This is a genomic window from Nocardia sp. CDC159, from assembly GCF_023740735.1.
In the GTDB taxonomy this organism is placed as follows: domain Bacteria; phylum Actinomycetota; class Actinomycetes; order Mycobacteriales; family Mycobacteriaceae; genus Nocardia; species Nocardia pulmonis.
In genome coordinates this window covers 217,057-240,830 of the sequence record NZ_JAMRXH010000006.1, presented here as the reverse complement: position 1 = coordinate 240,830, position 23,774 = coordinate 217,057, and the positions used below count along the sequence as shown (strand labels likewise).

Sequence of the window (23,774 nt, the reverse complement as noted above, 5' to 3'; positions counted from 1 at the left end):
TCGCTGCGCTCGCTCACTTGGTCTCCTTCGCGTCGTCGGCACAAGAACCGCTGCCGCCCAGGTGATCTCGCAATACGGGACCGATCACCGCGAGCGCCTCCGGCGTGGTCATACCGGAATGGCGGCACCGCACCTTCTGATCGTGGATCGCGCCGGTCACATACGGCTCCCAGGCCTGCGCGCACCGGGTGGGGTCGGCCCGGTTGATCTCGTCGTCGGCGGCGGTGAAGAACAGCAGATCACCGTCGAAGACACGGGGGCGGAAGCCGTGCGCGAGCACCGCGCCGTTGGCGTAACCGGTGTAGAGCCGCTGCAGATGCTCCACGGTCAGCGCCGCGAACGGCCCGGGTCGGTTGCGCAGCAGTTCCGCCGCGTCCTGCAGGGTCAGGCGCGGATCGACGGCATGATCGCCGCCGAGCAGGTCACTGCCGAATTCGCCGATGATATCGGCGATTCCGGGAATGGCGTGCTCGAGCCACTCGTCGGACAGCTGATAGCTGTCCATCAGGGCCAATAGCGCCACCTGCTCCCCGGCCTCCTGCAGCCGCACCGCGATCTCCTGGGCGATCAAACCGCCCAGCGACCAGCCCAGCAGATGGTAGGGGCCGTGTGGTTGCACCGACTTGATGTGCGCCACATAGTCTTTCGCCGCCGCCGCGATCGAGGCATGCTCGTCGCCGCCGGATACGTGCGGGGCCTGCAACCCGTACACCGGCCGGTCGGCGGGCAGATGCGCCAGCAGACCGGAATAGCACCAGGACAACCCGATCGCCGGATGCACGCAGAACAGCGGCGGCGCCGACGATCCCGGCGCGGAGCGAATGGCCAGCAGCGGCTCCAGCGCCGCCGCCAGCGCGTCCCCGGCGGTGGCGGCCAGCCGCCGCGCGATGGCCGCGGGGCTGGAGTCGCCGAACATCAGCTGCACCGGCAATTCGATTCCGGCCGAGCGCAACTGGGCCACCACCTTGGTCGCCAGCAGCGAATTGCCCCCCAGTTCGAAGAAGCCGTCGTCGGCGCCGACCGACGCCACGCCGAGCACCTCGGCGAAGGCCGCGCACAGCGCCGCCTCCACCGGGGTGGACGGGGCCCGATATCCGGAACCGGCCCCGAACACCGGTTCCGGCAGGGCCTTGCGGTCGAGCTTGCCGACCGGGGTTAGCGGCACCGCGTTCAGCAGCGTGATCGCCTGCGGCACCATGTAATTGGGCACCAGCTCGGCCACGTGCGCGGTCAGCTCGGCCACCGTCGGCTCGTGGCCGCGCCGCGGCTTCACATACGCCACCAGCGCCGTCGACCCGGCCGGGGTGCGATAGCCCATGGTGGTCGCGAACTCGACCGCGGGATGGTGCGCCAGCGCGGCGTCGATCTCGCCCAGTTCGATGCGGAAGCCGCGGATCTTCACCTGATGATCGGTGCGGCCCACGTACTCCAGATCGCGCCGGTCCGCGCGTTCGACCCAGCGCACCAGATCGCCCGTGCGGTACATGCGTTCGCCCGGTTTGCCGTACGGATTGGCCACGAACCGCCCCGCGGTCAGCCCCGGCCGATGCAGATAGCCGCGGGCCAGCGCGGGACCGGCCAGATACAGCTCGCCGGTCACCCCGGCCGGAGCCGGATGCAGCCGCGCGTCCAGCACCATCGCCGCCACACCGCGGATCGGCCCGCCGATGGTGACCGGCATACCGGGCGACATGGGCTCGGAGACGACGGTGACGATGGTGGTCTCGGTCGGCCCGTACACGTTGTACAGATTGCGGTCGGTCCCCCACCGGTTCACCAGCTCCGGCGGCAGCGCCTCGCCGCCCACCAGCACATGCCGCAGCGCGGTCACCCCGGTCGGGTCGACGGTGCCCAGCGCGGCGGTGGTGATGAAGGCGTGGGTGATCTGCTCGTCGATGAACACCCGCGCCAGCTCGGCCCCGCCGTACACCCCCGCCGGGGCGATCACCAGCGTAGCCGCGCCGCCGAGGGCCATCAGCAGATCCAGCATCGCCGCATCGAAACTCGGTGTGGCGAAATGCAATACCCGGCAGCCCGGACGCACGTCGAAGCGCTGCGCGGTCTCCGCGGCGAAGTTGGACAATCCGCCGTGGGTGACCACCACGCCCTTGGGCACACCGGTGGAGCCCGAGGTGTAGATGACGTAGGCCGGATTGTCCATCCGCAGCGCCATCGGCCGCTCCGCCGCGGTGATCGGCGCATCGGAGGTGCGCAGCACGCGCCGGCGGAACGACGGCGCGTCCAGCACCGTCCAGCTCGCGCCGTCGGGCATCCGCTCGCGATGCGCCGAGAGCGTGATGCCCAGCGCCGCACCGGAATCGGTGAGCATGTGCGCGATGCGGTGTTCGGGATAGGTCGGATCGATCGGCACGAACGCAGCACCGGCCTTGGCCACCGCCAGCGTCACCGCCACCGATTCGGCCGAGCGCGGAATCCCCAGCGCCACCAGGGTTTCCGGGCCGACACCGAGTGCGATCAGCACGCGCGCCAGCCGGTTGGTCCACCGGTCGAGCGCATCGTAGGTGATCTGGGTTCCAGCGCAGCGCAGCGCCACCGCCTGCGGATTGACCCGCGCCGCCGCCTCGAACACCTCCGGCAGCGTCAGCGGCCGGTCGGGCTCCGCACCGCGCACCGGGGCCAGGCTCGACCACTCCGCGCCGTCGAGCAGCTCCAGATCGCCCACGGGCAGGGCCGGATTCGCGGCGGCCGCGGTGAGCAACCGCACCAGCCGAGCGCCCAGACCGGCGGCGGTCGCCTCGTCGAACAGGTCGCGGGCGAAGTTCACCGACACCGTGATGCCGTCGGGTTCGCGGCGCGCACTCCAGGATTCGGTGACGGTGAACTGCAGATCGAATTTCGCGATGCCGGGATCGGCGTCGGCGGCCTCGATGCGCAACTCCGGCAGCTCGAGCACCCGCACCGGCTGATTGCGCACCGACAGCATCACCTGGAACATCGGGTGATGCGCCTGCGAGCGCGCCGGATTGAGCACCTCGACCAGCCGCTCGAACGGCACGTCCGCATGCGCGAACGCCTCCAGATCGACCTCGCGCACCGCCGCCAGCAGTTCGGCGAACGACACCCCGCCCTCGATGCGGGTGCGCAGCACCAGCGTGTTGACGAACATGCCGACCATCGGATCCAGCGCGGGATGCCCGCGCCCGGCGATCGGGGTGCCGACGGTGATGTCGTCGACGGCGGTGAGCCGGTGCAGCAGCGTGGCCAGCGCGGCGTGCAGCACCATGAACATGGTCACGCCGTGCTGCTGCGCGATCGCCTGCAACTCCCGGTGCGTCCGCGCATCGATCGTGCAGTCGACCGTGCCGCCGCGATAGCTCGGCGCGGGCGGGCGCGGCCGATCGGCCGGGACTGCCAGCAGCTCCGGAATGCCCGCCAAGGCGCCACGCCAGTACTCGAGCTGGCGGCTGGCGACCGAATCCGGATCGTCCTCACTGCCCAGTGTCTCCCGCTGCCACAGCGTGTAATCGGCGTACTGCACGGGCAGTTCGCCCCACGGGGTGGCCGCGCCCGCGCGATGGGCGGTGTAGGCCGCGGCCACATCGGCGGCCAGCGGCTCGAGCGACCAGCCGTCCATCGCGATGTGGTGCACGACCAGTACCAGCACGTGCTCGTCGGCGGCCAGCCGCAGCAGCCGCGCCCGCACCGGGACCTCGGCCGCCAGCTCGAATCCCGTTGCCGCCAGGGCGGTCACCCGGGCCGCGACCTCGGACTCCGCCACCTCGAGCACCGGCAGTTCCACGGCCGCCTCGGCCGGATCGAGCACCCGCTGGAACGGTTCGCCCTCTAGCTCACCGAAGATCGTGCGCAGTGTCTCGTGCCGCCGCTGCACCGCGTGCAGTGCCGCCCGCAGCGCCTCGACATCGAGCTCCCCGCGCAGCCGCAGCGCGACGGGCACGTTGTAGACCCCGGCCACCTGTGCGCCCGCGCTCTCGTTGAACCGGGCCAGGAACCACAGCCGCCGCTGCGCCGCCGACAGCGGAATCCGCGGCGGGCGCGGGCGGCGGCGCAGCTGCGGGGTGGGGTCCGTGCCGCCGCCCGCCTCCAGCAGGGTGGCCAGCTCGGCGACCGTCGGCGCGGCGAAGACCGTGCGCACCTCGAGCCGCACCCCGGTGGCCGCGGCCAGCCGGGCCACCAATTGCGTCGCCAGCAGCGAGTTTCCGCCGACATCGAAGAAGCTGTCGTCGGCGCCGACACCGTCCGCGCCGACCAGTTCGGCCATCACCGTCGCCACCAGCCGCTCGGCCTCGGACTCCGGTTCACGCGCCGCGGTCGCCATCAGCCGCGGCTGCGGCAGGGCGGCGCGGTCGAGCTTGCCGACCGGGGTCAGCGGAATGGACTCCAGCGCCGTGATACTCGCGGGCACCATATGCGCGGGCAGCTGCTGGGCGACGTGGGCGCGCAGCTGCTCGGCGTCGACACCGGCGCGCGGATCGGCGGGCAGCACATACGACACCAGCCGTCGCGCCCCGGCGATCTCGCGAACCTCGGTGTGCGCGAAGCGGATCGCGGGATGGGTGGACAGCACCTCGCTGATCTCGCCCAGTTCGATTCGGAAGCCGCGCACCTTCACCTGATGGTCGCTGCGGCCCAGATACACGAGCTCACCGCGGGCATTCCACCGCACCACATCGCCCGTGCGGTACATCCGGGTGCCCTCCGGACCGTACGGATCGGCCACGAAACGCGTTGCGGTGAGCCCGGATCGATCCAGATAGCCGCGCGCCAGCGCCTGACCACCCAGATACAGCTCGCCGGGCACGCCGACCGGCACCGCCCGCAGCCGCTCGTCGAGCACCAGCGCCCGCGCGCCGCGCGCCGGGGTGCCGATGGTGATCGGCTCACCGGCCACCAGCGGAGCCGACAGCGTGATCACCACGGTCGTCTCGGTCGGCCCGTAGACGTTGAGCAGCAACCGGTTCGGGGCCCACCGCGCCACCAGCTCCGCGCCCAGCGCCTCGCCGCCGACCGCCAGCGCGCGCAGATGCGGCAGCGGCCAGCGGTCGTGGTCGATGGTGGCCAGCGCGGCGGGAGTCATGAAAGTGTGGCTGACCCGTTCGCGATCCATCAGCGCGGCCAGTTCGTCGCCGCCGTACACATCGGTCGGACAGATGACCATGGTGGCACCCGCGCCGACGGCCAGCAGCAGATCGAAGATGGCCGCGTCGAAGCTCGGCGTGGCGAAGTGCAGGGTGCGCGCCTCGCGATCGACCCGCATGCGGTCGCGGATCTCGTCGGCGAAATTGGACAGGCCGCCGTGGGTCACGGCCACGCCCTTGGGTTTTCCGGTGGAACCGGAGGTGTAGATGACATACGCCAGATCCGCGGTCCACATGGTGGCGACCCGGTCGGCATCGGTGACGGTGCTGTCGTCGAGGTCCTCGATCTCGGCCATCAGCTCCGGATCGTCGAGCAGCAGCCACTCGGTCGCGCGGCCACCGACCGCCGCCTCGCGCAGCGCTACCACATGCGCCGACAACGTCACGCCGGTGCGGCAGCCCGAATCGGTGAGCATATGCCGCAGCCGATCGGTCGGATAGTTGGGATCGGTGGGCACGAACGCCGCGCCCGCCTTGGAGATGGCCAGCATCGCCACGACCGATTCGACCGAGCGCGTCAGGCCCATCGCCACCCGGTCGCCCGGACCCAGCCCGCGCCGGATCAGCGCCCGCGCCAGGCGATTCGAATAGGCGTCGACCTCGCCGTAGCTCAGTTCGATGTCACCGGCGCGGATCGCGGTGCGCTCGGCGTGCAGGTGCGCGGCCACGGCGAAGTAGTTCGCCAGACTGCACTGCGGCGTGGGCACCGGCCCGTAGGCGGGGGCCAGCAGGCTGCGTTCGTGGTCGGTGCGGGCATCGATGTCGCGCACCCGCACCTGCGGATCGGCGGCCACGGTGTCGAGCACCCTGTGCAGCCGGTCGGCCAGGGTGCGGACGGTGTCGTGATCGAACAGTTCGGCGGCGTAGACGAATTCGAGGCTGCCCCCGGCCTGGGGCACGCGCAGTTCGAGATCGAACTTGGCGGCGGCGATATCGAGTTCGTCGGCGCGCAGCCGCAGCCCGGGCAGCTCCAGCACCGGGGTCGGCGCGTCCTGCACCGTCAGCGCCACCTGCACCAGCGGATTCGCCCCGCCGCGGCCGAATTCCTCGGTGATCCGGTCGAACGGCAGATCGGCGTGCGCCATCGCTGCCAGTTCGCCGTCGCGATCGACCTGCAGCTGTTCGGCGAAGCTGCGGTCGGGATCGACCAGCGAGCGCAGCACCAGCGTATTGACGAACATGCCGACCAGCTCGTCGAGGCGGGTGTCGGTGCGCCCGGCGATCGGGGTACCGATCACCACATCGCGCCCGCCGGTCACGATGCGCAGCAGCACCGCCAGCGCCGAGCGCAACACCATGAACCGGCTCACGTTCTGGGCGCGGGCCAGTTCCTCCAGCCGGTGCGCGAGTTGCTCGGACACCTCGACGGTGACCGTGTCCGCCCGCTGCGTCGGCTCCGCCGGGCGCGGCCGGTCGTAGGGCAGCGACATCCGCTGCGGCAGCTCGGCCAGCGTCTCGCGCCAGAACGCCAGCTGGGTCGCGGCCGGGCTGGCCGGATCGGTGGCGTCGCCGAGGCAATCGCGTTGCCACAGCGCGTAATCGGCGTACTGCACCGGCAGCGGCGCCCAGGCGGGGGCCACCCCGCCGCGCCGGGCGGCGTAGGCCACGGCCAGATCGTGGGTCAGCGGGCCCAGCGACCAGCCGTCGGCGGCGATGTGGTGCAGCACGATACCCAGCCGGTGACCACCGGATTCGTCGCGCAGCAACAGCATGCGCAGCGGCGGCTCCACGGTCAGATCGAAACCGCGGCGGGCGAATTCGGCGAGCAGCCGGTCGGCCTTCGCGTCGTCGACCGGCACCGGCTCGAGCGCGGGCACACACGCCTCGATGTCGAGCACGTGCTGATACGCGTCACCGCCGTCGGTGTCCTCCGGGAACACCGTGCGCAGCACCTCGTGCCGATCGATCACATCGGTCAGCGCCGCGCGCAGCGCGGTCACGTCGAGCTCGCCCTCGATGCCGAGCACGAAGGCGATGTTGTAGGCGCTGGATTCGGGCGAATACCGGTTGAGGAACCACATTCGCTGCTGCGGCAGCGACAGCGGCACCCGCGCCGGGCGCGGCTCGTGCCGGCCCAGCGTCAGCCGGGGCGCGCGCGGCGCGTCGGCCAGCCGCGCGGCCACCCCCGCGACCGTGGGCGCCTCGAAGATCACCCGCACCGGCAGGTCCACGCCGCATTCGTCGTGCAGCGCCGCGGTCAGCCGGGTGGCCAGCAGCGAATTGCCGCCGATATCGAAGAAGCTGTCCTCCGCGCCGGGCACCGGATGGCCGAGCACGGTCTCGAAGACCCGTGCCACCTGCCGCTCCAGCTCGGTCTCCGGCGCGCGCGAGGGCCCGGTCACGCCGAACTGCGGTTCCGGCAACGCCTTCCGGTCCAGTTTGCCGGACGGGCTGACCGGCACCTGGTCCAGCACGGTGATCGCCGCGGGCACCATATAGCCGGGCAGCTGCTTGCGCGCGGTGGCCAGCAGCTCGCCCGGATCGAGGTCGCCGTCGGTGGTGACGTAGGAGGCCAGCCGGGTGCTGCCGTGCTCGCCGTTGTGCACGACCGTCAGCGCGAACCGCACGTCCGGATGCGCGCGCAGCACATGGTCGATCTCGCGCAGTTCGATGCGGAAACCGCGAATCTTCACCTGATCGTCGGCGCGGCCGAGGAAGCGCAGCTGTCCGGTGGCGTCGGCGACCACGAGATCGCCGGTGCGGTACATGCGCTCGCCGCGGCGGCCGTGCGGATTGGCCGGAAAGCGCACCGCGGTCAGGCCGCTGCGCCCCAGATACCCGCGCGCCAGACCCGGTCCGGACAGATACAACTCACCCGGCACACCCGGCGGCACCGGATGCAGTCGCGCGTCGAGCACGAACAGCCGCATCCCGCGCACCGGCAGGCCGATCGGCACCGGGCGGCCCGCGACCATCGGCCCGGTCGCGGTCGCGGCGACCGTCGCCTCGGACGGGCCGTACATGTTGTGCATGCGATGTCCGGCGGTCCAGGTCTGCACCAGTTCCTCGGGGCAGGCGTCGCCGCCGACGATGACCGCCTCCAGCTCGTCCAGTCCCTCGGGCGGCACGGTGGCCAGCGCGGCCGGGGTGATGAAGGCGTGGGTGACCCGCTCCTCGCGCAGCAGCGCGGCCAGTTCCGCGCCGCCGTACATGCCCGCGGGGGCGACCACGATGGTCGCGCCCGCGGCGAAGCCGAGCAGCAGCTCGAGCACCGAGGCGTCGAACGACGGTGACGAGAAGTGCAGGGTGCGAGCCGAATCGGTGACACCGAACAGATGCATCTGCTCGTGCGCCAGCGAGGCCAGCCCGGCGTGGGTGACCACCACCGCCTTGGGGGCGCCGGTCGAGCCGGAGGTGTAGATCAGATACGCCGGATGGGAGATACGCAGCGGATAGTGCCGTTCGGTGTCGGTGACCGGATTCGTCGAGTACCGCGACAGCTCCGAGGCCAGCTGCGCCGACCCCATCAGCAGCCAGTCCACGTACTGCTTGCGGTGCCGCCCACGGCGCACCGGCCAATCCGGCATGGCCGCATGGCATTTCGCATTGGTCAGACCGAGCATCGCACCGGAGTCCGACAGCATGTGCGCGATCCGCTCGGCCGGATAGTCCGGATCGACCGGCACATAGGCCGCACCGGTCTTGGCCACCGCCCATACCGCCAGGATCGATTCCAGCCCGCGCGGCAGCGCGATCGCCACCACCACCTCCGGACCGGCGCCGTGTTCGATCAGCACGCGGGCCAGCCGATTCGAGCGCTCGTCGAGTTCGCGATAGCTGGTGTCGCGGCCCAGATGCCGCACCGCGATCGCGTCGGGCAGCCGCTCGGCGGTCTCGCTGAGCAGCCGGGCCAGGGTCAGCTGCGGTTCACCGGGCGCGCCGGTGATCGGGACCAGCCTGCCGGTCTCGCGGGCGTCGAGAATGCTCAGGTCGCCGACCGGCACGCTCGGCGCGGCCACGGCCGCGGTGAGCAGCTGCACGAACCGGCGCGCGATCGCCTCCACCGAGGCGGTGTCGAAAACGTCGGTGGCGTAGCCGAATTCGGCGGTGAGCGGGCCGTCCTCGGCGCTGGCGGCCTCCGCGGCCGCGGTGTCGTGCACGGTCAGCTGCAGATCGAATTTGATGACGCCGACCTCCATCGGCAGCACCCGCGCCGAGACCTCCGGCAGATCGATGCGCAGATCCGGGGCGCTCTCATAGGACAGCATCACCTGGAACAGCGGATGCCGACCGGCGTCGCGGGCCGGGTTGACGACCTCGACGAGCCGCTCGAACGGCACATCGGAATTGGCGAACGCGTCCAGATCGGTCTCGCGGACCCGATCGAGCATCCGGTCGAATCCGGCGGCCGGATCGACCCGGGTGCGCAGCACCAGCGTATTGACGAACATGCCGACCAGATCGTCGAGCGCGGGATCGGAGCGGCCCGCGATCGGGGTGCCGATCGCGATATCGGTCGTATTGCACAGGCGCGCAAGCAGGGTCGCCAGCGCCGCGTGCAGCACCATGAACGTGGACACGCCCCGGTCGGCGGCCAGCGCCGCCACCGCGCGGCGGGTGCTGGCGGGAATGGTGAACCGCACCCGCGCGCCCTCGCCGGTGCGCTGCAGCGGCCGCGGCCGATCCAGCGGCAGGTCGAGCTGATCGGGCAGATCGGCCAGTGCGGCCCGCCAGTAGGCGAGCTGACGCGACAGCGCGCTCGCCGGATCGGTTTCGTCGCCGAGCAGTTCGCGCTGCCACAGCGCGAAGTCGGCGTACTGCACCGGCAGCGGAGTCCACTGCGGGGCGTGCCCGCCCGCGCGCGCCGCCACCGCGGTCATCAGATCGCGCGCCAGCGGCGCGACCGACCAGCCGTCGCCGCAGATGTGATGCAGCACGACGAGGAAGATGTAGCGCTGCGGCCCGGTGGCGTACAGCGCCACCCGGATCGGGGCCTGACTGCGCAGATCGAAGCCGTACCCGGCGTATTCGGTGGCCAGCGCCAGCGCGTCGGCGTCGGTGGCGTCGATCGGGTCGAGCGTGAGCGGGATCTCGGCGGGCGGATGCACCACCTGCACCGGTCCGACCGGGGAGTCCGGGAAGGTGGTGCGCAGGCTCTCGTGCCGCTCCAGCACGTCGATCAGCCCGGCGCGCAACGCCTCCGGATCCAGCGGCCCGGTCAGCTCCACCGCCAGCGGCATGTTGTAGGCCGAGGCGTGTTCGGCGAAGCGGTTGAGGATCCACAGCCGCTGCTGGGCCAGCGACAGCGGAATCTGTTCCGGCCGCGGCCCGGCCACCAGCCGCGGCGAGGAGGTGTCGGGATTGTGGCTGTCCAGGCGGGCCGCCAGCGCCGCGATGGTCGCGGATTCGAACAGGTCGCGAATGGTCAGCCCCGCGCTCAGCGCGGCATTGATCCGGGCGACCGCGCGCGCCGCCGACAGCGAATTGCCGCCGAGATCGAAGAAGCTGTCGGTGACGTCGATATCGTCCACGCCGAGCACCTCGGCGAAGACCGCCGCCAGCCGCCGCTCCACCTCCGTGCGCGGTCCCGCCGCCGCCCGCGCCACCCGCCGCGGGCCGAGTTCCGGTGCGGGCAGCGCCTTCCGATCCACCTTGCCGTTCGGATTGAGCGGTAGTTCGTCGAGCACGCGCAGATGTGCGGGCACCATGTATCCGGGCAGCCGCCGCCGCAGGTCTCCGGTCAGTTCGGTGGTGTCCAGCCGTGCCCCCGGCGCGGCCACCACATAGGCCACCAATTCATCGCCGCCGGGCGCGGTATGCGCGACACAGACCGCCCGTGCCACCCGCGCGTCGGCCACCAGCGCCGCCTCGATCTCCCCGAGTTCGATCCGCAAGCCGCGAATCTTGACCTGGAAATCGCTGCGGCCCAGATACTCCAGCACCCCGTCCGCGCCGACCCCCACTCGCCAGCGCACCAGGTCGCCGGTGCGGTACAGGCGCGAGCCGGTGCCACCGTCACCGCACCCCATCGCACTCCCGGACAGGACGCCGAAGGGGTTGGCGACGAAGCGGTCCGCGGTCAACCCCGGGCGGCCGAGGTAGCCGCGCGCCAATTGCACACCCGCCAGGTACAACTCGCCCACCACACCCGGCGGCACCGGGCGCAGCCGCTCGTCGAGCACGTAGACCTGGGTGTTCCACACCGGCGCGCCGATCGGAACGCTGTCCTCGTCCGGGGTGCACGCCCAGTAGGTGACGTCGACCGCGGCCTCGGTCGGACCGTAGAGGTTGTGCAGCTGCACCGCCGAATCGCCGAGGGCGGCATGGAAGTCGCGGACGGTCGCGGCGGGCAGGGCCTCGCCGCTGCAGAACACCCGGCGCAGGCAGGCGCAGCCGCGGATATCGGTGTCGGTGACGAAGACCGACAGCATGGACGGCACGAAATGGGCCGTGGTGACGCCCCGCTCGGCGATCAGCCCGGCCAGATAGGCCGGATCGCGATGCCCGTCGGGGGCGGCCACCACCAGTTTCGCGCCGATCTGCAGCGGCCAGAAGAACTCCCACACCGACACGTCGAAGGTGGCCGGGGTCTTCTGCAGCACCACATCGGTGCCGTCGAGCGGATATTCGTGCTGCATCCAGCGCAGCCGGTTGACGATCGCGGCGTGGGAGACGCCCACGCCCTTCGGCTTTCCGGTCGAGCCGGAGGTGAAGATCACGTACGCCAGATGATCCGGCCGCAACGGTGCGCGCCGCTCGCGGTCGGTGATCGGGTCGGCGGCGAAGCCGGACACGTCGACGGTGTCGACGTCGAGCCGCTCGACCGCCGCAGGCAGGCCGAATCCGTCGCGCGCCGCGGTCAGCACGCACAGCGGCCGCGCGGCGTCGAGGATGTGGCCGATGCGCTCGGCCGGATGGTCCGGATCGATGGGCAGATACGCCGCACCCGCCTGGTCGATGGCGTACATGCCGACCAGCAGCTCCAGGCTGCGTCGAATCGCCAGGCCCACCACGGTATCCGGACCCGCGCCGCGCGCGATCAGCGCCCGGGCCAGCCGGTTGGCGCGCGCGCTCAGCTCGGCGTAGGTGAGCGCCTCGTCGCCGAATTCCACCGCGATCGCGTCCGGGCAGGCCGCCGCGCGCTCGGCGAACAGCCCGGCCAGGGTGCCGTCCTGGCGCGGGACCGCCGTCGAATTCCAGTGCCGCAGCACCAGATCGCGCTCGTCGTCGGTGATGACCGGAATCGACACCACCGCGGTATCCGGATCCGCGGCCAGGATCCGGGCCAGGAAGTCCAGGAAACGCCCGTGGTGGGCGGCCACCTCGGCCGCACCGTAGAGCTGCGGATTGGCCTCGAAGTCGACGTGGATGCGCCCGCCCGCGCCGTTGTAGAGGTTGATCGACAGATCCTCCACCGGACCGGTGGACAGCACATTGAGCGAGCCGATCAGGCTGCCGAACTTCAGCTCACTGTGGAACAGCATGATGTTGACCATCGGCCCGAAGAAGCCGCGGGAGTCGCGGGAATAGCCGCAGTCGCGTCTGATGTCGTCGTGGCGGTAGCGCTGATGCCGCAGCGCTCCGGTGATCTGCAGTTCGGCCGCCCGCACCACCTCGCGCAGGGTGGTGGACTCGTCGAAGCGCACCCGGATCGGCACCACATTCGACACCACGCCCGCCGAGCGCCGCAGCGCCACGGTGGTGCGCGCGGACACCGGCAGGCTCAGCACCACGTCCGGATTGCCGGTGGCCGCGCGCACATAGCAGGCCAGCGCGGCCACGATCAGCGCCGGATTCTGGGTGCCGAACGCCGCTGCCGCGGCGTCCAATTCGGACGCCACCGCCGGGTCCAGCACGGCCGCGGCCAGGCGGCGGCCCGCATCGGGCACCGAGGCGGCGACCCCGGAACCGGACAGGCTCATCGGCGCCCCGACCCCCGCCAGCTGCTCGAGCCAGTATTCGCGGTCGGCGCGGAAGCGGCTGGTGTCGCGGTAGCGCGATTCCTCGGCGTAGATCTCGGCCAGCGGCGTGGCGCGCGAGGCGACCGGCTCGGTGCGATTCTCCAGCGCCGTATAGATTTCGGCCGTGCGCAGCGAGGCGTTCATCGCCCCGTAACCATCGATGACGATGTGATGGGCCCGCGAATACCAGATGTAGTCGCGATCGCCGACGCGCAGCACGACATTGGCCGTGAGCGGATCGCGTTCCAGATCGAGCGGGCTGCTGGCGTGCTCGTTCATCCAGCGCAGCGCGGCCGCGCGCGGATCGGCCTCGTGCCGCAGATCGATGCGCGCCCAGCCGGGGCGGCGCGCGGGATCGACCACCTGATGCGGGATGCCGTCGATCTCGAGCAGGCGCACCTGGCCCACCTGCGATTCCGCACCGAACCGCTCGATCGCGTACAGCAGCCGCCCCACATCGAGATCGCCGTGGATCTCCACGTACTGGGCAATGGTGAGCGGAACATCGGGCCGGATCCGCTGGGCATACCAGAGCGCGGTCTGTGCGGGTGACAGAGCGAAGGGTTGTGCCGAAAATTCGCCGGAGGAACATTGGTCGACCCGGTCGGTGGCCAATGAACTCATCAATCACTCCGTTCTGCCGCTGTTGCCGCAACTCCCCGAGCTCCGCCACGGCCGGCGCGTACGCGTCGGCCGCAGGCCGTGATTCACGCCCTATGATTCGGAGCATCGACACGACCGGATCGGTAACGTGCTCGAGTTGTTTCATTTCGAACGACGTTGGCGGAGAGAGATTTTGAACCGCTATCTCACCGCAAACGTGGATGTCGTGCCTGAACTAGCAGAGAAACGAGCTACGGCAGGGAGTCTTACAGAACAGTACCGGAGATTCAGCTATGTTGTGGCGAACAGCACAGAACGACAACGATTCATACGCGCGCGCAGCATCGAGCCCAGGGTGTCCGAAATGCCTACTTGCCGGGGAATTTTGGCGTGCGGCTACGTACGCACCCGGCCGCCGATGGCGCCCTCACTCGCCGGGTGGGCCGGCAGCGAGGTTCGCCGCCGAATAGCCGCAATCACAACAACGATCGCGGCCACCATACACAACAGCCTTTCCGGCAGGGGCCCGATTCGCGTGGCGAGTGTCGTCGTGTCGCGCAGCGGCAGCGCCGCCACCAGCGCGGCGGGAACGAACTGCCCAGTCCGCTCCGCGACGGAGCCATCGGCGGCGATGATCGCGCTGACACCGGTTGTCGCCGAAACCACCAGCGCCCGCCCGTGTTCGACGGCGCGCACGCGGGACATGGCCAGCTGCTGATAGGTCATCTCGCTGCGGCCGAAGGTGGCGTTGTTGGTGGGCACGGTCAGCAGCTGGGCGCCCGCGCGCAGCGAATCCTCGAACGCGCGGTCGAAGGCGACCTCGTAACAGGTGGCCACGCCGATCGCCACCGGGGCCCCGCCCCCGGCGGGCCGCACGTGCACCACCCCGTCGCCGTGGCCCGGGACGAAATAACCTGCCCGGTCGGCGTATTGAGAGAAATGTCGGAAAAATCCGCGATAGGGCAGATATTCACCGAATGGTTGGATGATCTTCTTGTCGTGGCGCTCGCCCACCCGGTCGCCGTCCCACACCAGCACCGAGTTGGTCGTGGTGTCGTCGGCGTTGATCAGGACCGCACCCACGAGGATGGGCGCGTGGATGGCCCGGGACGCGGCGGTGATCTCCGCGGCGGCGTCGGCGTTGCGCAGCGGATCGATATCGGAGGAGTTCTCCGGCCAGATCACCACATCCGGCCGCGGGGCCTGCCCGGCGTCGACCGCGCGGGCCAACTCCTCGGTGCGCCGCACATGGTTGTCGAGTACGGCGCGACGTTGTGCGTTGAAGTCCAGTCCCAGACGCGGCACGCTGCCCTGGATGGCCGCGACCGTGATCGTCCGGTCACCGGCGTCCGGGGCGGGCAGCGCGGCCCGGAGGATCACTCCGGTACCCAGGATGATAGCCACAAGTGTTGCGAGAGTGGAAATTACGCGCCAACGCCCGGGCGCACCCCCATCGCGCATCCGAATAACCAAGGCCGCCAACAGCGTTCCGGTGAGCGCGACCGCGAAGCTCACCCCCGGCGCGCCACCCAGCATCGCCAACGGCAGAAACCACCCGTCCGCCTGCCCGAATGCCAGCCTGCCCCACGGAAATCCGCCGAATGGGAAGCTCGACCGCCCCCACTCGGTCAGCGTCCACACCGTCGCCACCCACAGCGGCCACCCCGGCAGCGCACTCACCACCCGGGCCAGCAGCCCGAACAACCCGACATACACCGCACACGCCGCCGACAACCCCAGCCACGGCACCGGACCGACATAGATCCCGGTCCACGGCAGCAGCGGCACGAAGAACCCCAGCCCCGCCAGCATCCCGTAGCCGAATCCCCCGCGCGCCCGCCCCGGACCGCGCACGACGAGCACCAGCAGCGCGATCCCCAGCGGCGCGAGATACCAGCAGGTGCGTGGCGGGAAACTGGCGAATATCAGCAGTCCGGCCACCACCGCGGCCGCGGCCCGCCCGAGCACCGGATACCACTTCCGCGACGCTCCCATCCGGCCGCCCGCCGAGGCATCCGGATCACCCTGCGACTCGGCCGAATCCACGGATCCGACGCCTGCCGAGTCGGCCCGCCGCTCCGTCATCCCCGTTCCGCTCCCGCCAGCGGCGTCGACCCAAGCACAGCTAGATGCTACGGACTGCTGGTACCACCGTCCCACCGGGGGCCGGGCTCAGCGCAGCGGGTGCGAGGAGATCGGATCCCAGGTGAACGTGCCCGCCTCGGGGTCGGCGTGGACGGACAGGAAGTGCAGGGCGTCCACGGTCACCACGGCCGGGGTCCGGATATCCGACAGCGAGCGCTCCAGCGGCCCCGAGTCCCGTTCGGCGATGCCGTAGCCGAGGGAGACGTGCGGCATCGGCGGGGGCGGCGGCAGCGGCCGCTCGGCGCCGAAGACCTCGACGGCGGCATTGCGGACGGCGGTGTGCAGCTGTTTCCATTCCGGTCCCTCGGCGGCGAGGACTCCGACACCGAGGTCGTGCAGCAACGGACCCTGCATCTCGAGCGCGAATCGAGCGGTGTCGGCGGCAATGGCCGTGAGCGCCGCGGCGAACCGGTCCACCGCCGCGGCGTCGACCTCGCCGCGCCACCACGGGATTCGGGTGACGGTCGCGTGCTGCCACGGCGGAGCGACGGCAGCGCAGCCGTCGAAGGCGGCGATCGCGCCGACGACCGGCTGCACGGTGGCCGAGAACCGCTCGTCCGGCAGTACGTAGACGTGCAGCGAGTCGCGCAGCAGCGGCCAGTCGAAATGGGACGATTCGAAGAAATTCCGCACGGCCGCACATCCTATGGCGCACCGGCGGATTCGTCGCCGCGGCGGTCAGACCCGATGGATCACCGTGCCGTTGTGGACGGTGCGCAGGCAGGTCGGCACGGGTGCGCCCGGATCCAGCCGCGGCAGACCCGGAACCCGCGAGCGCGGATCGGTGGACCAGCGCTGCACCGAATCGGCCGCCGCGGCGACCACCAATTCGGTTGCGTCCCAGACGGCATAGGAGGCGGGCGCTCCGGGGACCAGTGTGCCCGCGACGCCGTCGCGGATCCCACCCGCTCGCCACGCGCCCCGGGTGGCGGCGGCGAAGGCGGCGCGCGGGGAGATCCGGTGGCCGGGGGTGCGATGGTTGGCCGCGGCACGCACGGCCTCCCACGGGCTCAGCGCGGTGACCGGCGCATCGGAGCCGATGGCCAGCGCCACCCCCGCGGCGGCCATGGCGGCGAACGGATTCAGCGCCGCGGCCCGCCGCGCGCCCAGGCGCTGGGCGTACATTCCGTCGGATCCACCCCAGGCGGCGTCGAAGCCGGGCTGCACGCTGGCGATGACGCCGTACTCGGCGAGTGCGGCGATCTGACTCGCGTCGAGCAGTTCGGCGTGTTCGATGCGGTGGCCGCGCGCGGCCAGCGCGGGCGCGCCCACCTCGGCCGCGACCCGCGAAAAACCCTGCACCACGGCCTCGATCGCGCCGTCACCGATGGCGTGGAATCCGGCCTGCACCCCCGCATCGGTACAGGCCCGCACGTGCGCGGCGATGGCGTCGGCATCGAGATAGCGCACGCCGGTGGTGTCCCGATCGGCATACGGCTCGCGCAGCCAGGCGGTATGCGAGCCGAGCGAGCCGTCGACGAACAGATCTCCGGCCAGGCCGTGCACCCCCAGTTCCCGCACCAGGGCGCGGGCCTCGTCGGCATCGCGCACGGCCTCGCCCCAGTAGACGCGCACCTGCACGCCGTGCTCGAACTCCAGCAGCTCGGCCACATCGGTCCGCCCCGAGATCTCCGGCCCGGCGCATTCGTGCACCGCCACCACCCCGTGCGCGGCGGCGTGGTCGAGCGCGGCCCGGCGCGCCCGATCGCGCTGGGCGCGATCGAGCCGTTCGATCATCGCTTGGCGCACCAGATGATGGGCCGTGGCCCGCAGCGGCTCGCCCGCGGTGTACCCGTTCGCGTCCCGTGCCTGCGGCACGGCCGCCAGCATCGCCGTCGATACCACCGCCGAATGTGCGTCCACCCGCGTCAGATACGCCAACCGGCCCGGCCCGACCGCGGCATCGATCTCCGCGATCGTCGGCGGCCGCCGCTCGGGCCACCCCGTCTCGTCCCACCCCTGTCCGGTCAGCACCGCGTCGTCGTGCGCCGCCGCGTAGGCGCGAATCAGCTCCAGGCACTGAGCCAGTGACCGCGCCCGGGTCAGATCCATCCCGATCAACTGCAGGCCCAGCCCGGTCACATGCACATGCGGATCCACGAATCCGGGCGCCACGAACGCCCCGTCGAGCTCGATGATCTCGGCGTCGGGATACAGCGCCCGCCCCGGCCGATCGGCGCCGACCCACACCACCATTCCATCGGTCACGGCCATCGCCGTGGCGTCGGGAGAACTGGAACTGTAGATGCGACCGCCGACCAGCAACTGGGTACTCACGACCCCTGAGTCTGCCACGCCCGCAGCGCCGGTCCGCGCGGCCTATTCCTTATATATAGGCCTCTCGGGGACTCAGCCCTGATCGATGCCGCGCCGCGCGCTGCCCTGCCCGTCGTCGTAGTACTGGTGCACCACCACCCCGTCGACCACGTCCCCGCTCGGATCGACCACCACGCCGTGGTAGCGGGTGGCCGTGGCCAACCGGCCGACGCGACGGGCGGCGAAGGCGGTCAGCACCGGACGCAGCAGGGCCCGGGTGGGCAGCAGGAACAGCAGGCCCAGCAGCGAGGTCAGCAGGCCGGGCACGAACATCAGCACCGCGCCCACCGCCACCAGCGCCCCGTCGGCCACGGCGGTGCCGGGCGCGATCTCGCCGCGGCTCGCCCGCCGAAATTGCTCGAACACCCGGCGGCCCTGCGAGCGCACCAGCGCCAGCCCCAGCACGGAACCGGCGATGAGCAGCAGAATCGTCGGCACGACACCCAGCAGATGGCCGACCACGACCAGCGTGGCGACCTCGGCGACCAGGTAGAGGACGAACAACAGGGCGGGCATGACGGTCCTTTCGGCGACTCTCTACCCGTTCAACGCCCGGGTGTCCGATTTTTCTCCCGACCCGGCCGACAATCACGCCCCCGGCCGCACCAGCCCGGTCTCGTAGGCCAGCACCACCGCCTGCACTCGGTCGCGCAGGCCCAGCTTGGTCAGCACCCGGCCCACGTGGGTCTTCACCGTGGCCTCGGACAGATACAGTTGCGCGGCGATCTCGGCATTGGACCGGCCCGCGGCGATCTGCTCGAGTACCTCGCGCTCGCGCGCGGTCAGCACGTCGAGCACCGACGGATCGCGCATCCCGCCCGGATCGTCGGCGATGAGGCGGTCCAGCAGCCGCTTGGTCACCTTCGGTGAGACCACCGCATCCCCGGCCGCCACACTGCGGATGGCCGAGATCAGGTCCTCCGGCGGGGTGTCCTTGAGCAGAAATCCGCTCGCCCCCGCCCGCAGCGCGCCCAGCGCGTGCTCGTCCAGGTCGAAGGTGGTCATCACCAGAACCCGGCTGCCGCAGCCGGATTCGAGGATCTGCGCGGTCGCGGTCACGCCGTCGACCACGGGCATGCGCACATCCATCAGGACCACGTCGGGGGTCAGCTCGCGCGCCCGTGCCACCGCGGCCGCCCCGGTATCGGCCTCGCCGACCACCTCCAGATCGGGGTGGGCGCCCAGCACCATCTTCAGCCCGGCCCGCATCAATTCCTGGTCGTCGACGACGAGAACGGTGATCGGCACGTCATCAATCTATCGGGCGGTCCGGACCGAACGCGCGCCCCGGGTTCACTCGGCACCCTCGCGCGCCAGCGGGATGGTGGCCCGCACCCGCCATCCACCCTCGGGCCGCCGACCCGCCTCCAGCGTGCCGCCGAGCACCGCGACCCGCTCCCGCATGCCGACCAATCCGAGTCCGCTGCCGGTGATTCCGCCCCGGGTGGTCGCGGTTTCCGCACCCCCCGGCGGTCCGGAGTCCACCACCTCCACCAGCACATCGTCCGCGCGGCGGCGCACCCGCACCCAGGCCTTCGGATCCGAACCGGCGTGCCGGAAGGTATTGGTCAGCGACTCCTGCACGATCCGGTGCACGCCGAGACTGACCTCCGGCGCGACATCGTCGAGCTCACCGGTCAGCTCCAATTCCACGACCAGGCCGGCATTGCGCATCATCTCCACCACCTTGGCCAGACCGGCCGTGCCGTGCTGGGGCAGCTGTTCGGGGGCGTGCTCGGTGCGCAGCAGCGCGACCGTGCGGCGCAGTTCGCGCAGCGCCTCGCGGCCGGTGCTCGCGATGGTGGCGAGGGCCTGCTCGGCGGTGTCGGGATCGCGGCGCAGCGCGTATTTGGCCCCGTCGGCCTGCACGATGATCACGCTGACCGCATGCGCGATCACATCGTGCAGCTCGCGCGCGATACGCGTCCGCTCGGCCGAAACCGCCTCGTGCGCACCGCGTTCGCGGTCGTAGTCGGCGACGGCGAGCCGGGCCGCGACCTCCTGGTCGTAGGCGTGGCGGGCGCCGAGGAATTCGGCCAGCGTCCAGCACAGCGCGTAGTACAGCGCCAGGAACGCCGCCGTCGAGGCGAGCTGCTGACCGGTCAGCAGCACCGACAGCAGCGCATCGCCGACCAGGCCCGCCAGATAGATCAGTCCCTCCCGGCGGCCCAGATAGGCGACCAGGGTGTAGAGCATGATGCCCAGCGCCAGCAGCGCGGGATACTCCGGCTCGTTGCCCAGCGCGGAGCCGACGACCGTCGCGGTGAACGACAGCGCCAGCAGCGCCCCCGCCGCGGCCCGCGGATACACCCGCCGGAACACCAGCGGCACCGGAATCGCCATGCTCATCAGCAGATCCGGGATCAGATGGTCGCTGTTGAGCACCGACAGCACGTCGACCACCAGCAGTACGAACGCCAGGATCGAATCGGCGACCACGGGTTTGCCGCGGAGCCAGAGACTGAATCGACGCACCCGACCAGCCTATGCGCCGGGGCCACCGCACCGCGGTATCCGGCGATTTGCCGGATTCATCCGGGGTCTGGTTGTCTCGGCTGGTGGATTTCGCGGATTGGGCGGCGCTGGTATCGGCGGCGACCGCGGCGGGCTGGGTCGATGCCGTGGTCGGCGGCGGCGGGCTGATCGTGCTGCCCACGCTGTTCCTGGTGGCGCCGACCATCGCCCCGCAGACTGCCTTGGGCACCAACAAGATCGCCGCGTTCTGCGGGACCAGCGCCGCGACCGTGACCTTCGCGCGCCGGGTGCCGATGCGCTGGCGACTGCTGTTGCCGGGCGGGGTCATCGCCGCGCTCACCTCGGCCGCCGGGTCGGCCGCGGTCGGGCTGATCGATCGCCGCCTGTTCGTTCCGATCGTGATGGTGGTGCTGGTCGGCGTGGCGATCTTCGTGACGCTGCGGCCCTCGATCGGCGTCACGATGGCCACCCATCCCCCGACCCGGCGCAAGACGATCCTGGTCGTCGCGCTGGCGGCCGGACTCATCGGCTGCTACGACGGTCTGCTCGGCCCCGGCACCGGCACCTTCCTCATCATCGGCTTCGCGACCCTGCTGGGCACCGAATTCGTGCGCGCGGCCGCGATGGCCAAGGTGATCAACTGCGGATCCAATCTCGGCTCGCTGATCTTCCTCGGCGCCACCGGCCATGTGCTGTGGGCGCTGGGCCTGGCCATGGCGGCGGGAAATATCGTCGGCGCGATCTTCGGCTCGCGCATGGCACTGGCCCGCGGCGCCGGTTTCGTGCGCGCGGTACTGCTGGTCGTGGTGGTGGCGATGGTGATTCGGCTGGGCTGGCAGCAGTTCGGCTGACTCAGCGCCGGACCTCGGCGGTCATATGCCGTCCGGACGAGAGCCAGGGCGCCAGCACCCGCGAGGTGGTCTCGCGGATCTTGTGGTGCAACCGATCGCCGTCCTCGAGGGCGTGGCGGCCGGAGAACAGCACGGTCAGCGCGCCCGAGACCGCGCCGACGACCGCGCCGACCAGCGCGGCCGCACCCACCTCGTCCAGTTCGTCGGGAAAGGCGACCCGGAGCTGGCGCGCGATCTCCTGCTGCGCGGCCAGCTGCGCATGCGCCGCGCGCCCGCTCACCGCGGGCACCGTGCGCGAGACCTGCGCGCGCAGCACCGCGATCCGGGCGGCCAGATCGTCGCCGATGTGATCGCCGGGGTTGTCGCCCGCGGCGCGCAGCGCGCGCAGCAACACCTCGACGGGACGCTCGTCCGGGCGGCGGGTCGCGATGGCGTGCACCGCGGCCTGGACCCGATCGTCGGGCTCGGGGAAGAGCAACTCCTCTTTGCTCTCGAAGTAGTTGAAGAACGTCCGGGTGCCCACCTCGGCCGCCGCGGCGATGTCGGCGACGGTGGTCGCCTCATAGCCACGGGATTCGAACAATTCGACGGCGGCCTCGAGGATTGCGCGGCGGGTACGTTCTCGCTTGCGGTCACGGAGTGCGGATGGCGGCACGCGGGCAGACAGTACGGCATTGATCGGGCAACACGCGGCAGGCTGCGTGTCGCGCGCGCGTTTCACCCCGTGCCGACCCGCATTTCGTGCATGTTTGCACTCGATGCCAGTTTGCACGGCGTGTCGCCACCTCCGGGGCAGCCAGTTGAACGAAGCCTCAGCGGGCAATTAGCGTATTCGGAGTGAGCATCGCAACCCGGGACGTGGACGAGCAGTTCCGCGCGCTACCGCTGGCCGAGCTGGCCGACGCCGCGCTCACCGCGGCGCGCGCCGCCGGTGCCGAACACGCCGATCTGCGCGTGCACCGGCTGGTCACCCAGTCGATCCGGCTGCGCGACGGCCGCGTCGAAGCCGTCCGCGACGCCACCGATCTCGGCCTCGCGGTGCGCGTAATCGTCGACGGCACCTGGGGTTTCGCCTCCCACGCCGATCTGTCCCCCGCCACCGCGGCCGAGGTGGCGCGCCGGGCGGTGACCGTCGCGACCACCTTGCGCGCGCTCAACCGCGAGCGCGTGGAGCTGGCCGACGAGCCGATCTACGACAACGCGCGGTGGGTGTCGTCGTATGCGATCGATCCGTTCGCCGTGCCGACTCCGGAGAAAGTGGCGCTGCTGCAGGACTATTCGGAGCGCCTGGCGGCCGCCGACGGCGTCGACCACGTCACCGCCTCGGTGCTGCAGGTCAAGGAGCAGGTCTTCTACGCCGACACCGCCGGATCCTCGATCACCCAGCAGCGCGTGCGACTGCACCCGCAACTCGAGGCGATCACCGTCGATCCGTCGGCGGGCGTCTTCGAGACCATGCGCACCCTGGCCGCCCCGGCCGGACGTGGCTGGGAGTACGTCACCGGCGCCGACGGCGTCTGGGACTGGTCCGACGAACTGGCGCACATCCCGGATTGGCTGGCCGAGAAGGTCAAGGCGCCCACGGTCACCGCGGGACCCACCGATCTGGTCATCGATCCGACCAACCTGTGGCTGACCATTCACGAATCCATCGGCCACGCCACCGAATACGACCGCGCCATCGGCTACGAATCCGCCTACGCCGGAACCTCCTTCGCCACGCCCGACAAATTGGGCACGCTGCGCTACGGCACCCCGATCATGCACGTCACCGGCGATCGCACCGAGGAATTCGGCCTGGCCACCGTGGGATACGACGACGAGGGGGTGGCCGGGCAGCGCTGGGATCTGATCCGCGACGGTATCCTGGTCGGCTATCAGCTCGACCGCGTCTTCGCCCCGCGGCTGGGCCTGGACCGCTCCAACGGCTGCTCCTATGCCGACTCGGCCCATCACGTACCCATCCAGCGCATGGCGAATGTGTCGCTGCGGCCGGATCCGCGGCGCGACACCAGCACCGCCGAGCTCATCTCGCGTGTCGAGGACGGCATCTACATCGTCGGCGACAAATCCTGGTCGATCGATATGCAGCGCTACAACTTCCAGTTCACCGGCCAGCGCTTCTTCCGCATCCGCCACGGCGAGCTGGCCGGGCAGCTGCGTGATGTCGCCTACCAGGCCACCACCACCGACTTCTGGGGTTCGATGGAGGCCGTGGGCGGCCCGTCGACCTGGGTGCTGGGCGGCGCGTTCAACTGCGGTAAGGCGCAACCGGGTCAGGTCGCCGCGGTCAGCCACGGCTGCCCGTCGGTGCTGGTGCGCGGGGTCAACATTCTCAACACTCGGACGGAGGCGGGGCGGTGACG

General features: G+C 70.9%; 10 protein-coding genes. 2 read left to right on the top strand and 8 right to left on the bottom strand.

All coding sequences use genetic code 11. The annotated features are described in order from the left end of the window. Nucleotides 1–13 precede the first annotated feature (13 nt). From NDR87_RS15935 to NDR87_RS15905, 7 genes are all read right to left on the bottom strand, one after another. A complete protein-coding gene (locus tag NDR87_RS15935; RefSeq protein WP_251913671.1) occupies nt 14–13,642 on the bottom strand; it encodes a non-ribosomal peptide synthetase in 13,629 nt (4,542 codons plus the stop codon). 375 nt (nt 13,643–14,017) lie between these two features. Next, nucleotides 14,018–15,616, bottom strand: coding sequence for an apolipoprotein N-acyltransferase (gene lnt, locus NDR87_RS15930; protein ID WP_251913881.1), 1,599 nt, complete (start codon nt 15,614–15,616; stop codon nt 14,018–14,020). A 177-nt stretch (nt 15,617–15,793) separates the two neighbouring features. Beyond that, on the bottom strand, nt 15,794–16,399 hold the full coding sequence (locus NDR87_RS15925) for a 2'-5' RNA ligase family protein (RefSeq protein ID WP_251913672.1): 606 nt from the start codon (nt 16,397–16,399) through the stop codon (nt 15,794–15,796). A gap of 45 nt (nt 16,400–16,444) precedes the next feature. Next, nucleotides 16,445–18,043 (bottom strand): amidohydrolase, encoded by a 1,599-nt coding sequence (locus tag NDR87_RS15920; protein WP_251913673.1) that lies wholly within the window; start codon nt 18,041–18,043, stop codon nt 16,445–16,447. A 72-nt stretch (nt 18,044–18,115) separates the two neighbouring features. Beyond that, nucleotides 18,116–18,598 (bottom strand): FxsA family protein, encoded by a 483-nt coding sequence (locus NDR87_RS15915; protein WP_251913674.1) that lies wholly within the window; start codon nt 18,596–18,598, stop codon nt 18,116–18,118. A 72-nt stretch (nt 18,599–18,670) separates the two neighbouring features. Further along, the gene (locus tag NDR87_RS15910) at nt 18,671–19,330 is read right to left on the bottom strand and encodes a response regulator transcription factor (RefSeq protein WP_251913675.1); all 660 of its coding nucleotides are present in this window, start codon (nt 19,328–19,330) and stop codon (nt 18,671–18,673) included. A 45-nt stretch (nt 19,331–19,375) separates the two neighbouring features. Further along, complete coding sequence (locus tag NDR87_RS15905) at nt 19,376–20,557, bottom strand: histidine kinase (protein WP_251913676.1); 1,182 nt, start codon at nt 20,555–20,557, stop codon at nt 19,376–19,378. Nucleotides 20,558–20,640: 83 nt separating this feature from the next. Here NDR87_RS15905 and NDR87_RS15900 point away from each other — a divergent pair, with 83 nt between their 5' ends. Continuing rightward, a complete protein-coding gene (locus NDR87_RS15900; protein ID WP_251913677.1) occupies nt 20,641–21,408 on the top strand; it encodes a TSUP family transporter in 768 nt (255 codons plus the stop codon). A gap of 1 nt (nt 21,409) precedes the next feature. Here the strand turns inward: NDR87_RS15900 and NDR87_RS15895 are convergent, their stop codons facing one another. Beyond that, on the bottom strand, nt 21,410–22,063 hold the full coding sequence (locus NDR87_RS15895; protein WP_251913678.1) for a TetR/AcrR family transcriptional regulator: 654 nt from the start codon (nt 22,061–22,063) through the stop codon (nt 21,410–21,412). 182 nt (nt 22,064–22,245) lie between these two features. On the opposite strand from NDR87_RS15895, the gene NDR87_RS15890 reads away from it, so the two are divergent. After that, entirely contained in the window at nt 22,246–23,772 is a 1,527-nt protein-coding gene (locus tag NDR87_RS15890; RefSeq protein WP_251913679.1) for a TldD/PmbA family protein, read from the top strand. Nucleotides 23,773–23,774: the final 2 nt, after the last annotated feature.